This window comes from Geomonas ferrireducens (assembly GCF_004917065.1).
Classification (GTDB): domain Bacteria; phylum Desulfobacterota; class Desulfuromonadia; order Geobacterales; family Geobacteraceae; genus Geomonas; species Geomonas ferrireducens.
The window spans coordinates 1,020,779-1,036,296 of sequence record NZ_SSYA01000001.1 but is presented as its reverse complement, the minus strand read 5'-3'; the positions used below and the strand labels follow the sequence as shown (position 1 = coordinate 1,036,296).

The following is a 15,518-nucleotide window of genomic DNA, read 5'->3' as shown; positions in this document are numbered from 1 at the left end:
AGACATCTCTACTAAATGCAGACAGCCCGCCAGCACATCGTAGAGGTCGCCATCCCCCTCCCCCTGGAGGGAAGCTTCCATTACCTCGTGCCCGAACGCCTCTCGTCCGTGGCCGTGGCCGGCAAGCGCGTCCTCGTCCCCTTCGGCCGTCGCAAGGTCACCGGGTACCTCCTGGGAGACGGCGATCATCCTGGCGCGGGGGAGCTCAAGGAGGTCCTCGACGTTCTCGACGAGGAACCGCTCTTCACCCCCCCCGAACTCGACTTCTACCGCTTCATCGCCGGATATTACCTGCACCCGCTGGGCGAGGTGATCAAGATGGCGCTTCCCGCCGGGATCAACGTGGTGAGCCGCTACCGCTGCGAGGAGTCCGAGGACGGCACCCCGGTCCTCAAGGAGTACCTAGCCGGTGGGAAAAGCGTGCGCACCGAGCGGATCTACACCGCGGATCCGGAATGCGCGGCGCGCCCGCGGGGCAAGGGGCTGGAGATCCTGGAGTACCTTCTCGATGTGGGACCGTGCTCAGGGCCCGAGCTCAGAGAGCGCTTCGGGAGCTGTACGGCGCAGCTCGCTCGCCTGGTGGAACTCGGCGCGGCAAGGCTCTCCCAGCGCGAGGTGTACCGCGACCCGTTCAAGGCCCAGAGTTTCGGGCACGACGCACCCCTGCCTCTGAACCCCGCCCAGGGCGAGGCGCTCGCCCGGCTCACCGCCGCACTAAATGCGAGCTCCTTCGCGCCGTTTCTGCTGCACGGGGTCACCGGGAGCGGCAAGACCGAGGTTTACCTGCAGACCATCGCGATCGCCTTGGCCGCCGGGAAGACGGCCCTCGTCCTCGTCCCAGAAATCGCCCTGACCCCGCAGCTGGTCGGTCGCTTCAAGCGTCGCTTCGACTGCGGCATCGCGGTGCTGCACTCCGGGCTTTCCGACGGGGAGCGCTACGACGAGTGGCGCCGCATCCGGCGCGGAGAGGCCTCCATCGTCATCGGCGCCCGTTCCGCGCTCTTCGCCCCCCTGCAGGGGGTAGGAGTGATCGTGGTCGACGAGGAGCACGAGGGGAGCTACAAGCAGTCCGAGGGGGTGCGTTACAACGCCCGCGACCTGTCCCTCGTGCGCGGCAAGCAGGCCGGCGCCGTAGTGATCCTCGGCTCGGCCACCCCGCTCGTCACGAGCTACCACGCCGCGATGCACGGCAGGCTCGGCTACCTGCACCTCCCGGACCGGGTGCGCGAACTCCCGATGCCGGTGACGACGATGCTGGATGCCCGCAACCAGAAGGGAGAGACCTTCCTCCCCGAACTCGTCGAGGCGATGGGGGAGAACCTGGACGCCGGGGGGCAGACCCTTCTCTTTTTGAACCGGCGCGGCTTCGCCACCTACCTCGTCTGCGAGACCTGCGGCCACGTTCTGCGCTGCCCCAACTGTGCCGTCACCCTTACCTTCCACCGCATCAAGGGAAAGCACGTCTGCCACTACTGCGACTTCACCATGCTCCCCCCCGCCAGTTGCCCCGACTGCAAGAGCGGTGCGATCACCATGCTCGGGCGCGGCACGGAACGGGTCGAGGATCAGGTCCAGAAGCTCTTCCCGGACGCACGCGTCTCGCGCATGGACCGGGACTCGACAAAGGGTAAGGGGGGGCATGCGCGCGTCCTGAAGGAGCTGGAGGAGGGGTCGGTCGACATCCTGATCGGGACCCAGATGATCGCCAAGGGGCACGATTTTCCCGGCGTCACCCTGGTCGGGGTGCTCTCCGCCGACGCCTCGCTGAACCTTCCCGACTTCAGGAGCGCCGAGCGCACCTTCCAACTGGTGACCCAGGTGATGGGGCGGGCCGGGCGCGGCGACAAGCCGGGTCGGGTCTTCGTGCAGACGCTCGCTCCCGGCCACTACGCCCTCACCCACGCGGTCGCCCACGACTACGAGGCGTTTTACCGCGAAGAGATCGCCTTCCGTGAGGAGGTGGGGTATCCTCCCTTCGCGCACCTGGCCGCGCTCACCTTCTCCGCGGTGGCTGCACGCCAGGGTGAGAGTGCCGCGGACGAGGCGGCGGCGCTTTTGCGCAAGATCAAGAGGGAGGCACGCTTGAGGGTCGAGGTGCTAGGCCCGGTAACCGCGCCGCTTGGAAAGGTGCGCGGACGGTTCCGTTGGCAGATCCTTCTGAAAGGGGTGGAGCGTGCCGACCTGCACCGGCTCCTCTTCCATTTTCGCGGCGGCTTCAACCACCCCTCCACGGTACGCTTCACCATCGACGTCGATCCGGTGGACATGCTTTAGCTGCTGCTTCCCTCGACGAAGCCGTCTGACCAGTCGGACAAGTCAGACGGCTAAAAACAAAAAGGGGCCTCCCGAATGGGAGGCCCCTTTTTTACTGCAGGTTCAGCAGCCGCTTAGTGGTGCGGGTGCATGAAGGCGTAGATCATCAGCATCAGCAGGGTGATGCCGGTGAACAGCGCGGTGAAGCCGAAGGCCTTCAGGCAGAAGTCGTAGAAGATGCCGGAAGACTTCTTGGCCGCGAACTGCTCGGTGATCCCGTCCTTCTCGTAACGCGCCCACTGATCGCCACGCTCTTCGACGAACTCGTGCTTGGACATTTGGCCGTTGAAGATGACGAAGTCCATCGGGAACTTCTCAGGACGTCCGTGGGTGTTGAAGAAGTGGACCGAGAAGATGAAGCCGGTTGCCAGGAGCGCCTCGTCCGAGTGGATGATGGTGGCCACGTTGAAGGCCCAACCCGGCAGGAACATGCCGAAGAACTCGGGGAACCAGAGCATCAGGCCGGAGCCGCCGATGGCGAACATACCCCAGAAGACTGCGATGAAGTCGAATTTCTCCCAGTAGGTCCACCTTTCGAAGGTCGGCTTCGGACCTTTGAAGAAGAACCAGCGGACCATGCCGATCACGTCGCTGATATCGCGCAGGTTCGGGCAGAGGGAGTCAGGTCCGAAGAGCCTCTGGATCGGGTTCCCCTTGACGTCCTTCCTGATGAAGAGGAAGTGGACACTCATGACAAGGGCCATGGAGAAGTAGACGAAGGTGATGCCGGCGCAGATCCTGTGGAAGAAGCCTGCGTTGGGCGCCCCGCCGTAAAGATCCATGAGGAACTTCGCCCATACCTGGTCGCTGAACTTGAGCGGCAGACCGGTGAGTGAGAGGCCGAGGAAGCTGATGATGACCAGCAGGTGCATGAACACGTGGACCCTTCTGAAGCGGCGGTACTGCTTGTGCCCTTCGGGGACGTGATGCATGATGATGCCTTCTTCGAGCGCTGCCGCCTTCTCACGGTTCTCCACGAAGCCACGGATCATCCAGAGCAGGGTGTGGATCCAGAAGACGGTGAAGGTGCCGACCAGCAGGCCGGTCATCGCGATGAAGGTGTAGAACAGGATGGGGTACTTCTCGCGGTCGTTGTGCTCACCGTGTGCGTAAAACTTGGTGAAGAGCATGCTCCCCTTGCTGTGGCACTTGCCGCAGGTGCCGACCAGGTTAGCCGGGTTGACCGAGGACTTGGGATCCTTGGAGGGGAGGATGGCGTGCGCGGTGTGGCAGTCGGCGCAGCCGGCAACTTTCTCCGGGTAGCCAAGGCGGTAGTTCTTGCCGTGGTAGCTTTCCATGTAGCTCTTAACGGCCACTTCGGAGATGTGGTTACGCTCGACGAGTTTCTGGTCGGCGTGGCAGCGGAGGCAAACCTTGGTGTGGAACTCGCGGTTCTCCTTGGAGGTCGGGTCGCCAAGCGCCTTGATCTCGTGCAGGTTGTGGCAGTCGTTGCAAGCTGCCGAATCCTGGTTCCCGGCGAGGACGCCCTTGCCGTGTACGGACTGGCTGAAGCCGCGCTCGTCTTTGTGGCACTGGGTGCACTTGACGATGACCCTACGCTTGTCCTTGTTCCAGTAGGTGTGGCTGTGCATGTCGGTGTGGCACTGCGCGCACCCGACGCCCTTCTCGCTGTGGATACTCCTTGCGTGTTCGGCCGCTTCCTTCTTATGGCAGCGCACGCACTGGACCTTACCCACCTTGATCTCGCCCCTCATGTGCTTGGCGAGTTCAACGATCTCGATGTGGCAGCTGGTGCAGCCGTTTTTGCCGTGCACCGAGTTGGCCATCTGCTCGGCAGAAATCTTGTTGCCGTGGCAGCCAAGGCAGGTTGCCGGGTCGATGGCCAGGCCCTGTGCTGCGAAACCGGGCCGGGCTAGTGCGAGGAGCAGTAGCAGCGGGATGAGGCGTGTGAAGACTTGAACCATTGTGATCTCCTGTATTTAGGATCGTTTTAGAACGCTTTAATCTGGGTCGGCGCTCGCAACGGCGGCTACTTTAATACGCGCGGCTTAAGAAATCAACTGAAAAAGCGTCAATTAATAAGCAGGATACAACTTCTCGTTCAAGAATTCTCACGCTTTGTGTGTGACAATCCAGCTCGATAGTTACGATGTACGTAAATTAAGTATGCCTTTGCAAGTAATTGGTTTTTTTATAAAGGCAGCTGTGTGTGGTTGAGATCTATGACAGGGTGATGATTAATCACGCAACATTGGAGGGAGACGCGGCGGATGGCTGTATTGTTCTCTTTTAATGTATCAGGGGTTGTATGAGTGGGGAGGAGATTGGGGTGAGAAAGAAGACTAAAATGGTCCCATTAATCTTGGGAAGGGAGCGCGAGCTGCACGATCCCTTCAGCGATGGCGAATTCGAGGAACTCCCGGGCCTCTTCTTCCGAGAGTTGTGCCTTTCGGCAAAGCTGCCGTGCGCTCCTTTTCCCGTCCAAGGCCGTCAAAAGCTCGAAATAGGCGGGTGACAGCGATTCCGTGCACACCTCGCCGTGCGCGGGGTAGATGACGGCGCAGGAACCGGTGGCCTGGAAGCAGGACGCGAAATCGGCGAGATCCGGCTCGCCGGCGTCCAGGATTTCCAGCACCTCGTAGTTGAAGCGTGCCAGCGTGGCGCTGGCGGAAAGCTGCAGAGGCTCCTGCAACGGGTCGAGCTTCTGCAGCCGTTTCGGGGAGAGGGGCTTAGGCGGCGTCGCCATGAGGGCCGACGCGTAATGATGGTGGTAGTCGACCAGGTCGAGGGCGAGCGGTAACAGCTTCGCCTTCCTGCGTTCCTGGAAGATCCGCTCCATGAATGTGCGCTGCATCCCCCAGATCGCCTCTTCGGGGACATCGGCTTCCGACGTCTCCCCCATGAAAGCGGCGAAGTGGGCCAAGAAGGCGCTCGGGCTGAGCCGCAAGGCGGCGACCACGGAGTTGAACCATGCAACGGCCTTTCCCCTGCTGTAGAAGAGATCGCAGGCGGCGGCAAGCCTGCCGGCATCCTCGAGTTCCTGCGGCGTGAAACAGGGGGTGGCGATGACGGTGTAGGGGGGCGTGTCCAGGTGTTTCAGGCCGAGTGACTCCGCCTTGCCGTAAAGCCGCGTCCCGGGAAGTACGGCGAGCGGGAAGATGTCGAGGTGGTTCGGGTACAGCGACAGGGCGAAGTCGAGTGAAGAACGGAAAAGTTCCGGCGTGTCGCCCGGCAGTCCGAAAATGAGGTCGAAGCCGAAGATGGCGCCGCTTTGGTTCAGGAGGAAAACGCGGTTCACGAAGTCGTCGCGGTCGAAGCCGCGTCCCACCCCGCGCAGCACGGCGGCGTCGGAGCTTTGCAGACCGATCTGCAGCGAGCAGGTGATGGAGGCGAAGAGCCCGGCCATCTCGGCGTCGATGAACTCGCTTCTCACCTCGAAGTGGAAGTGGATGTCCGGCGCCATCTTCCTGATCAGGCGCAGGATCTCCTTCGCGCGCTTGGGCACCTTGTTGAAGGTGGAATCGAGCACGAAGACCTGGGGGACCTTGAGGCGGGCGAAAAGGCGCAGCTCCGCCTCGAGCCTCTCCATGGAAAACCGGCGTACTCCGCCTCCCCCCTTGTGGTCGAAGCAGAAAGAACAGGCGAAGTCGCAGCCGCGCGAGAGCTGCCAGAGCGCGCCGCCGACGGCCGAAGGATCGAGCCTTCCCGAGAGGTAAGGGGACGGGATCGTCTCCAGATCGGCTGGGGAGGGAAGGGGAGCAGAGGATGCGCCCGGCAGGAGCACGCCCGGGATGCCGTCCAATTGCCCACCCTCCAGGAGGCGGTGCACCGCCTGCGGCAGGGCGGTTTCACCTTCGCCGCGGACCACGAAATCGAAGGCGCCGTCGAGAAGCCCGGCGGGGTTGGCGGTTGGCTCGGCGCCTCCGGCGCATAAGATGGCGGCAGGAAGCAGCTGGCGAAGGGCTCCGGCCATGGCAAGGGCGCACTCCCGGCTCCAGACGTAGACCGAGAAGGCGACGAGATCGGGTGCGTGGGAGGCGACGGTTCTGGCGCACACGGCGGGATCATCGTCGGTGAAGAACTCGAGGATCTCGGCGTCGACTCACCCGGCGAGGGTGGCGTCGGACAAAAGCGCCTCCCGGAGAAAGGCACAGGCAAGTGGCACCGCTTGCGGCGACGGGTACGGGTGAATGGCGATGAGGGCGATTTTCATGCGTTCTTCGGGCGGGCCTTCAGGGTGGGTTTGCCACCCTCGATGACGACGACGAACTCGACGTCACGGCAGCGGTACTTCTCCATCAGCGCGGGCTTTTGCCGGTTGATCGCCTCGGCGAGCTTATCGCGGGTCACGTTCTCGACCGGGAGGTTGCAGGCGCGGCGGGCGCTCACGTACTGCTGGTAGATGTTCTCGATCTGTGCATCCTGGGGGGGAGCGGCGGTGTTCTTCTTCTCCGACTTTCCGGCGCGTTCCGCCTGGTGCAGCGACATGCGGAAGCGGTCGCGCTGGAACTTCCCTTCCTCGATGAGGCGGTTGGTGCGGGCCCATTTCTGCTTGTGCACGCTAAGCGTGGAGACGAGCGATTCGTACTTGAACCTGTGGCTGGTGTTAGGGATACTGACGTTCTGGTAGCGTCTTACCTCACGCTGCACCGTGTCGAGCAGGCGCAGAGGCTCCCGCTTCTCGATGCCGAAAAAGTACTGCTCGTACTTGATAATCAGCTCGCGCAGGTCAAGCTCAAGCTTGGCTATGTCCTCGGCAACTCCCATGAAACCTCCACCGCTGGACTATAGCCGTAAGTGACGGATTAGTAAACGATAAAAGGATGCGGAGCGTCGAAAACCGCCAGCGAAACAGCTTGACCTGGTGGGGCATTGTTGTTAAAAAAGAACAATTTGCTGGGCCGCAAGGGGGAAACCATGAACAAGACATCAGCAATAGTGCTGGCAGCCGGTATGGGGACCAGGATGAAATCGGATCTGGTCAAGGTGATGCATCCCGTCGCCGGCCCGCCCATGATAGAGTGGCCCGTGGCCGCCGCCTTCGCCTCAGGCGTCGGGCGCTGCGTCCTCGTGGTGGGGCACCAGCAGGAGAAGGTGCGCAGCTACTTTACCGGGCGTACCGAGGTGAGCTTCGCGGTCCAGGCCGAGCAACTCGGCACCGGGCATGCGGTCGCCTGCGCCATGCCTGAAATAGACGGGGATGCCGACACCGTCCTCATCCTCTGCGGCGACACGCCGCTTTTGACCGAGCAGAGTCTGCGCGCCATGCTGAAGGCGCATGCGGAGAGCGGGGCCTGCGTGACCGTCATGACCGCGACGGTGGAAAACCCGTTCGGCTACGGCCGCATCGTGAAGGACGAGGCGGGCAACGTGGTGGCCATCACCGAGCAAAAGGACGCAAGTGAAGCCGAGCGCCTGATCCGCGAGGTGAACGCGGGGGTGTATTGCGTGGACCGCACCTTCCTCGCCGAGGCGGTGGCCAGACTGGACAACAACAACGCCCAGAAGGAATACTACCTGACCGACGTGGTGCGGCAGGCGCGGGCGAAGGGACTTTCCTGCCGCAGCTACCAGGTGGGAGACCCCCGCGAGATCTCCGGGGTGAATGACCGGGTGCAGATGGCCGAAGCTTCCCGGGTGCTGCGCCGGCGCATCAACGAAGAGCTGATGCTCTCTGGCGTCACAATGATCGACCCGGACGCCGTTTACATCGAGAGCGGCGTGCAGATTGGGCGCGACAGCGTGATCCATCCCGGCGCCGTGATCCGCGGCAAGACCGTGATCGGTGAGCGCTGCCGCATCGAGCAGAACACCTTGATCGTCGACTGCCGCATCGCCGAAGACGTGGCGGTGAAAGCGGGGAGCGTGCTCGAGGAGTCCGTCGTCGGTCCCGATGCCGCCATCGGCCCGATGGCACACCTGCGTCCCGGCACCGAGCTCTCGGCCCACGTTAAAATCGGCAACTTCGTGGAGACCAAGAAGGCCTTCATGGGTGAGGGTTCCAAGGCCTCCCATCTCACCTACTTGGGCGACGCCACCATCGGCCGCGACGTGAACATCGGCTGCGGTACCATCACCTGCAACTACGACGGGGTGAAAAAGCACAAGACCGTCATCGAGGACGGCGTCTTCGTGGGGAGCGACGTGCAGCTGGTCGCCCCGGTCACGGTGGGGAAAAACTCCCTCATCGCCGCGGGAACCACGGTTACGAAGGACGTCCCCGCCGACTCCCTTGCCATCGCCCGAGCACCGCAGGTGAACAAAGAGGGGTGGACCCTCAGGAAAAAATAACTGTTGCTGCTTCCGACGAGATGTTATCCTGTAGCGTCTTGGGAACTTCCCTTTATTAATTAAGAAATCGACGAAACGGAGTCATACATGTGTGGAATCGTTGGATTCACCGGCCACCAGGAGGCCACCTCCATCATCATTGAAGGGCTGAGAAAGCTCGAGTACCGTGGCTACGACTCGGCCGGTATCTGCACCATCAGCGATGGGAAGGCGAGCATCCGGCGCAGCGAAGGGAAGCTCTCCAACCTGGAGAAGCTCCTCGCGGCGAGCCCCGTCGTCGGCACCGTCGGCATCGGGCACACCCGCTGGGCCACCCACGGCCGTCCTTCCGAGATCAACGCCCATCCGCACCAGGCCGGTCCCATCGTCGTGGTGCACAACGGCATCATCGAGAACTATCTGCAGCTGCGCGAGGAGCTGAAGGCGCAGGGGCACGTTTTCAAGAGCGAGACCGACACCGAGGTCATCGCGCACCTGATCGACCAGTACATGAAGGGGACCGGGAACTTCGAGAGCGCGGTGCGCCAGGCCCTCGCGGTACTGCGCGGGGCATACGCCATCTGCATCGTGAGCGAGAGCGAGCCCGACAAGCTGATCGCCGCGAAGCACGGCGCGCCCATGGTGGTGGGACTTGGCGAAGGGGAGTTCTATGTCGCCTCCGACATCCCGGCGATCCTCTCCCACACCCGCTCCATGATCTTCATGGAGGACGGCGAGATGGCCGTCTTCAAGGGTGGAAGCGCCCAGTTCAGCAACGTGCAGGGGGATTTGCTGGAGAAGAAGCCGCGCCACATCGACTGGTCGCCGCACATGGCGGAGAAGGGGGGCTACAAGCACTTCATGCTCAAGGAGATCTTCGAGCAGCCCCGCGCCGTGCGCGACACCATCGCCGGCAGACTCCGCGAAGAGCAGGGTGACGTCTACCTCGAGGATCTTGCCCTCTCCGACGAAAAGCTTAAAGATATCAGCCGCATCTGCATCGTCGCCTGCGGTACTTCCTGGCATGCGGCGCTGGTCGGCAAGTTCCTCATCGAGGAATACTGCCGCGTGCCGGTCGAAGTGGATATCGCCTCCGAATTCCGTTACAGAAATCCTGTGGTGGACGACAACACCCTGGTGATGCTGATCTCCCAGTCCGGCGAGACCGCCGACACCCTGGCCGCCATGCGCGAGTCCAAGCGTCGCGGCGGCGCCTGCGTCGCCATTTGCAACGTGGTGGACTCCTCCATCGCCCGCGAGGCCGACGGCGTCATCTACACCCACGCCGGCCCCGAGATCGGTGTCGCCTCCACCAAGGCCTTCGTCACGCAGTTGATCGCCCTCTACCTCTTCACCATCCGTCTCGGACGCGCCCGCGGCGCGATGGACGTGGAAAAGGGGAGAAAGCTCATCTCCGCCATAGTGCGCGTCCCGGCCCTCATGGAAGAGGCGCTCAAGCTGAACGAGCAGGTGGAAAAGGTGGCGAGGAACTACCTCTCCGCCCGCGACTTCCTGTACTTGGGGCGCGGCATGAACTACCCGATCGCCCTGGAAGGTGCCCTGAAGCTGAAGGAGATCTCCTACATCCACGCCGAGGGGTACGCGGCCGGCGAAATGAAGCACGGCCCCATCGCCCTCATCGACGAGCACATGCCGGTCGTCGTGCTGGTCCCAAAGGGGGCGACCTACGAGAAGGTCTTCTCCAACATGGAGGAGGTCATTGCCCGCGGCGGCCGCGTCATCGCGGTCTGCTCCAAGGGGGACGCCGAGGTGGCCGACAAGGTCGAGGTCGCCCTCGAGGTTCCGGAGGACGGCGATGAGGTGATGCCGATCATCATCTCGATCCCGATGCAACTGCTCGCCTACCATGTCGCCGTGCTGAAGGGGACCGACGTCGATCAGCCGAGGAACCTGGCGAAGAGCGTCACGGTGGAATAAGTTTTACCGTAGTGGAATTTTCAAGGGGAGACGGCGTAAGCCGTCTCCCCTTTTTTCTGAGTGTCAGAGTTAAATGTAGGGAAAGCTCATAGCACCTCTTCTTTTAGCAGCCGTTTCCCATGGATGACGGCAAGGATCAAAATCTCAGATCCTGAGGTGCGATAGACGATGCGGTAGGGGTCGACGATGACTTCGCGGAGGGGAGAAGTGGGGAACTCGGGGAGAGGGCGACCGGAAGTCGGAAAGATTGCCAGCCGTTCCACGGCAGCAATCACCTTGGTGACTTGGTGTTGCGCGTAGAATTGTGAATCGAGGGCGATGTAGTCGAAAATCTCCTCGAGGTCTGAAAGCGATTTCTCAGACCACGTTATTGTTGCCATCTGCGCTTTAGCCTTTGCACTGCCTCTTCATGGGACAGAGAACGGCCTTCAGCGATGTCTGTCTCGCCGGCCTCAATCTTTTCTAGAAGATAGAGACGATACATTACTTCCTCGGTGTCTACCTGCTCAGGAAGGTCCTCAAGGAAGCTTTCGAGTTTAGCTTTTGCAATGTGCATTGGACACCTCCTATAGCTAGCGTCTCCAATGGTATACCGTAATCCTACACCTTAGTCACGTTCCAATTTTGAGCTAAAGTGTTTGCTTCGAAGCGCACTCCGCTCGTTCGTCCTGCCCCAGCTTGACCTCCGTTACACAGGTAGTATCCTATCGACTCGTTTACTCACTCGGTTTCAAGTGGCGCAAGCTGAGCAGAACGCTACAATTGCACTGATACTTGTGTGATGGCAATACCTGATGGAATGGAGCGGAGGGGGTGTGGCTGAGTCAGGACACGTCATAAAGAGGATAGTCGTCTCGATGCCGTCCTTCGCCAAGCCGGTCCTGGCAACTCTCATTGCCGTCCTCGGCATACTATCCATCCGGCGGCTCATCCAGTACTTTTCTCCCGAGTACATTCACCAGAAGGATTTCATTCAGGAATACCTCCTGGCTAAGGCGGTTCTTGCCGGCACCGATCCCTATGCACCTCTCCCCGACTTGGCGGCGCGTTTCCTTGGACCAATCAGCAACGCGGTTTTCCTGCATCCCACGCCACATCCCCCTGCCGTCGGCCTGCTCTTTTCCCCGCTTGGTCTTCTTTCCTACCAGCACGCGGTGCAGACGTGGTTCGTCATCCAGCTTGCTCTCGTGGCGGCTTCGGTGTACGGGGTGCTGCGCTGCTTGGGGGCGCGGCCGATGCCCGGGACCGTTCTGACCTGCTCTTTTCTCGCGGTTGCCTCGAGCCCGTTTTTCCAGGATCTGGTGCTCGGCCAACTGATGACTTTTAAACTCGCCCTGCTGATCTGCACTTGGTACCTGATAAAAGCCGGTCGGGAGATTGGGGGCGGCTTTTTTCTCGGCGCTGCTATCGCGATAAAGTTCATCGCCTGGCCTTTGGTGCTCCTTTTTGCCGTGCAGAGACGTTGGAAGGCGGTCTTCGCGGCGGGCATCACCGTCCTTGCTGCCAACGGCGTCGCAGCAATCATCATCGGGAGCGACGCCGTCATCGCCTACTACACCAAGGTCGGGCCGCTGGTCTCCTCGCTGTACCGGGGTCACGCCTCCAACTTCTCAGTCTGGGGCATTGCCTGTCGGCTTTTCGCTGGTACGGACTCACCGGTTATGTGCGGCGTCAAGGCCGCACCGGTCTGGAGCGCGCCCCAGCTTGCCAGCACCCTCGCCTTCGTTGCGCCGGTGACGCTGCTTGGGGCGGGGGTGTTCGCCTCCGCGCGCCTTTCGAAAATTTCTTTCGATGCTCCCTTCGCCTTAATGGTCTGCGTCAGCATCTTGATATCACCTGTCGCTTGGAACAGTTATCTCGTGCTGGCAGTTATTCCGGCCGCTCTTGTTGCTAAGCGGTTGCTGGAACAGCAGTTCCCGCCCGGTGCGACCAACGCAGCTATCATTACGGGAATGCTGTTGATAGTGCCGCCGGTCACGCTGAACCGAATCATGATCGGCATGGGCGACCCCGCCTTGGTCGGGGCATGTCGCCCGGTGGTTCCCTTCCCGGTTACCACGATCAGCTTGGTCCCTCTCGCCGCAGTGCTTGGGCTCATGTGGCTTGTGTGGACCCTGGAACACCTGTCAGTGCGAAACGAAGTGGTGGATGTACAGAGGGCGAAGGTGCTGCCCGGATAAGGAAGGGCGCACACACTAGGGAGGTGGCAAAATGTCGATACTCGTAGGCCGGGAAATAACGGCGGCGATCGGACGCGGGGAGATAACCATAGAGCCGCTGGACCCTTCCCAGATCGGGCCGGGCTCCGTAGATCTCACCCTGGGAAACGACTTCAGGATTTTCAAGAAGCAGACCGGGCTCTGCCACGTGCACAACGAGTCCGATTTCGCCGACGTGACCGAAGCCGTTTCCGTGGCGGACGGGGAATTCATCACCATCGCACCTTGCGAGATGGTTCTCGGCATCACCAAGGAGCGCATAACACTTGCCGAGACGGTCGCCGGATGGCTCGAGGGAAGAAGCCGCTTCGCCCGTTTCGGGCTGGCGGTTCATGTCACCGCCGGGTTCATGCAGCCTGGGATCTCGAACCGGCAGGTGCTGGAGATCGTGAACCTGGGTCACAAGCCGCTGGCGCTCTACCCGGGGACGAGGATCTGCCAGTTCGTTTTCGAGCGCTGCATCGGGACGGCGAAATATCACGGGAAATTTTTCGATCAACTGAAGCCTTGATCCACGCCTTTGCCACACTCACCTCCAGGCAACGGTGCACCCCTCTCTCCCGTACGGGTATCGTGCAAAGCCAGCTTCGGGTTTAACTTCTGCCTTCACGAACCAGGCGGACCGACCGTGCGTCGGATAAGCCGATGCTCCGACGGCTATTCTTACTGCTTTGTCAGAACAACTTCAGTTGAGACCGATGACCGATTTGGCTGATACTGCGAACAGTTCAAGGAGCGTGCATGCACGTGCTGGTGATAGAGGACGAGAAGAAGGTGGCCGATGCCTTGAAGGTCGGGCTCGAGGCCGAGCAGTACCAGGTGAGCGTGGCCTACAGCGGTGAAGATGGGTTCTACCAGCTAAGTGCCGGCGCCTTCGATTTGGTCCTGCTCGATCTGATGCTGCCGGGGCGCGACGGGCTCGAGATCCTTACCACCATGCGAAAGCGCGGCTTTGAGACGCCGGTGCTGATACTGACCGCGCGCGACTCGATCGAGGATCGCGTCCTCGGGCTGGACAGCGGTGCGGACGAGTACCTGGTGAAGCCGTTCGCGTTCCCGGAGTTGTTGGCCCGCATCAGGCTGATACTGCGCCGGGAAAAGAAGGAGACTCCGGTGAAGCTCTCCCTGGGGGGGCTGGAGATGGATCTGGTAGGGCGGAAGGTGAAGCGCGACGGCGAGGGAATCGAGCTGACGGTAAAGGAATTTCAGCTCCTTGAGTACCTGTTGCGCAACCAGGGGAGCGTGGTGACCCGCGAGATGCTGGCGCGGGACGTCTGGCAGGTGAAGGAACGCTCGACCCCGCTCGACAACGTGATCGACGTGCACGTCGCCAGGTTAAGGCGCAAGGTGGACGGCCCGTTCGAACGCAAGCTGCTCAGGACGGTGAGAGGGCTTGGGTTCACCATGGAGGAAGGGCAATGATGCTCAGACCGCGCAGCATACGGTTGCGCTTGACCGTCTGGTACGCCGCCGCCCTGGCCGCCATCGTGATCGCCTTCGCGCTCGGGGTCTACCTCTTCGTCCGCGCCAGCCTGCTGCGCGAGATGGACGCGCAACTGGAACGCGACCTCGCCACGGTGACGCGTGTGCTGCGCGAGGAGCCGTTCGAGATCAACGAGTTGGCGCAGCACGGCTCGGTGGAATTTTTCCAGGTGAGCCAGGGGAACGTGGTCGTCGCCGAGACGCCCGGGTGGAGCAGGGAGGTGCTGGAGAAGGCGCTCGCCGAGGTGCCGGAAGGTCCCGCTCGCTCCTGGCGTTCACACGCCGGGCAACCCTTCCGGATCAGGAACGCGGTACTGCAGTTGCCGGGACAGTCGCGTGTCGTCGTCGCCGAGAACGAACAGACGCTGAGTACGAGTCTGGAAAGCATCGCGGTGATCCTGCTCGTGGGAAGCCCGCTCGCCGTGCTCGTGGCGGTGTTGGGCGGGTATTTGCTGGCCGGTCGGGTCCTCATTCCCATCGAGACCATGACGGCGCGGGCGGGTGCCATTACGGCGGAGCGGCTCTCCGAGCGGCTCCCGGTGGAAAATTCCGACGACGAGTTCGGCCGCCTGGCGCTGATGCTGAACGGCACCTTCGCGCGGCTGGAGGATTCCTTCGAAAGGCTGCGCCGCTTCAGCGCCGACGCCTCGCACGAGTTGCGCACGCCGCTCACGGCGCTCAGGAGCGTGGGAGAAGTAGGGTTGCAGCGGGAACTGGATGCCGCCGGCTGTCGCGAGGTGATTGCCAGCATGCTGGAGGAATCGGACCGGCTGACCAGGTTGGTGGACAGCCTGCTGACCTTGAGCCGCGGCGACGCGAGGGCGCTTTCCGTGGTGAGGGAACGGGTCGAGCTCGCGCAGGTGGCGGTGGACGTGGTGGAGATCATCGGGGTGCTGGCGGAGGAAAAGGGACAGACGATCGAACTGCGGACCGAAAAGGGGCTCTACGCCATGGTGAACCCGGAGATGCTGCGCCAGGCGCTGATCAACGTGCTGGACAACGCGGTTAAGTACTCGCCGCCGAGAGGTCGCATCGAGGTGCGCGTGCGCAGGACGGAGCGGGGCGAGGCCGCGCTCGAGGTGCAGGACCAGGGGCCGGGAATCGCGCGGGAACACCGGGAGCTCATCTTCGACCGCTTTTACCGAGCCGACCCCGGACGCTCTCGCGAGATGGGGGGGGCGGGGCTTGGCCTCGCCATCTCGCGCCAGGCGGTGGAGTTGAACGGCGGCAGGATCGAATTGGAGAGCGAAGAGGGGCGGGGCTGCAGGTTCAGCATCCTGCTTCCGATCACATAAACCGCACGTAACGTGGGACGGCAAAGGCGGCACGGCCGCC

Annotated in this window: 12 protein-coding genes; 7 read left to right on the top strand and 5 right to left on the bottom strand. The window is 62.1% G+C overall.

Annotated elements, in window-relative coordinates:
* Positions 1-15: 15 nt before the first annotated feature.
* Positions 16-2,274, top strand: coding sequence for a replication restart helicase PriA (gene priA / locus E8L22_RS04425; RefSeq protein ID WP_136524027.1), 2,259 nt, complete (start codon positions 16-18; stop codon positions 2,272-2,274).
* Positions 2,275-2,387: 113 nt separating this feature from the next.
* Here the strand turns inward: priA and E8L22_RS04420 are convergent, their stop codons facing one another.
* From E8L22_RS04420 to E8L22_RS04410, 3 genes are all read right to left on the bottom strand, one after another.
* Positions 2,388-4,238, bottom strand: a complete 1,851-nt coding sequence (locus E8L22_RS04420) for a cytochrome c3 family protein (protein ID WP_136524026.1) — start codon at positions 4,236-4,238, stop codon at positions 2,388-2,390.
* Positions 4,239-4,630: 392 nt separating this feature from the next.
* On the bottom strand, positions 4,631-6,364 hold the full coding sequence (locus E8L22_RS04415; protein WP_342792609.1) for a B12-binding domain-containing radical SAM protein: 1,734 nt from the start codon (positions 6,362-6,364) through the stop codon (positions 4,631-4,633).
* Between the two features lie 119 nt (positions 6,365-6,483).
* Positions 6,484-7,041 (bottom strand): MXAN_5187 C-terminal domain-containing protein, encoded by a 558-nt coding sequence (locus E8L22_RS04410; protein WP_136524025.1) that lies wholly within the window; start codon positions 7,039-7,041, stop codon positions 6,484-6,486.
* A gap of 150 nt (positions 7,042-7,191) precedes the next feature.
* On the opposite strand from E8L22_RS04410, the gene glmU reads away from it, so the two are divergent.
* Together glmU and glmS are read left to right on the top strand one after the other, a co-directional pair.
* Entirely contained in the window at positions 7,192-8,565 is a 1,374-nt protein-coding gene (glmU, locus tag E8L22_RS04405) for a bifunctional UDP-N-acetylglucosamine diphosphorylase/glucosamine-1-phosphate N-acetyltransferase GlmU (RefSeq protein WP_136524024.1), read from the top strand.
* An 87-nt stretch (positions 8,566-8,652) separates the two neighbouring features.
* A complete protein-coding gene (gene glmS, locus E8L22_RS04400; protein ID WP_136524023.1) occupies positions 8,653-10,482 on the top strand; it encodes a glutamine--fructose-6-phosphate transaminase (isomerizing) in 1,830 nt (609 codons plus the stop codon).
* An 86-nt stretch (positions 10,483-10,568) separates the two neighbouring features.
* Here the strand turns inward: glmS and E8L22_RS04395 are convergent, their stop codons facing one another.
* Both E8L22_RS04395 and E8L22_RS04390 read right to left on the bottom strand, forming a co-directional pair.
* Entirely contained in the window at positions 10,569-10,862 is a 294-nt protein-coding gene (locus tag E8L22_RS04395; RefSeq protein WP_135868802.1) for a type II toxin-antitoxin system RelE/ParE family toxin, read from the bottom strand.
* Positions 10,850-11,038, bottom strand: a complete 189-nt coding sequence (locus E8L22_RS04390) for a hypothetical protein (protein WP_136524022.1) — start codon at positions 11,036-11,038, stop codon at positions 10,850-10,852. The genes E8L22_RS04395 and E8L22_RS04390 overlap by 13 nt, the downstream gene beginning before the upstream one ends.
* A gap of 259 nt (positions 11,039-11,297) precedes the next feature.
* Between E8L22_RS04390 and E8L22_RS04385 the strand changes: the two genes are divergently transcribed.
* The 4 genes from E8L22_RS04385 (at position 11,298) to E8L22_RS04370 (ending at position 15,478) form a co-directional block, all read left to right on the top strand.
* Complete coding sequence (locus tag E8L22_RS04385) at positions 11,298-12,662, top strand: glycosyltransferase family 87 protein (protein ID WP_162604777.1); 1,365 nt, start codon at positions 11,298-11,300, stop codon at positions 12,660-12,662.
* Positions 12,663-12,693: 31 nt separating this feature from the next.
* On the top strand, positions 12,694-13,212 hold the full coding sequence (gene dcd, locus E8L22_RS04380; protein ID WP_136524020.1) for a dCTP deaminase: 519 nt from the start codon (positions 12,694-12,696) through the stop codon (positions 13,210-13,212).
* Between the two features lie 230 nt (positions 13,213-13,442).
* Positions 13,443-14,123: a response regulator transcription factor gene (locus tag E8L22_RS04375; RefSeq protein WP_136524019.1), complete on the top strand. Its 681-nt coding sequence runs from the start codon at positions 13,443-13,445 to the stop codon at positions 14,121-14,123.
* The gene (locus E8L22_RS04370) at positions 14,120-15,478 is read left to right on the top strand and encodes a sensor histidine kinase (RefSeq protein WP_136524018.1); all 1,359 of its coding nucleotides are present in this window, start codon (positions 14,120-14,122) and stop codon (positions 15,476-15,478) included. Before E8L22_RS04375 ends, E8L22_RS04370 begins: the two co-directional genes overlap by 4 nt.
* The last annotated feature ends 40 nt before the right edge of the window (positions 15,479-15,518 follow it).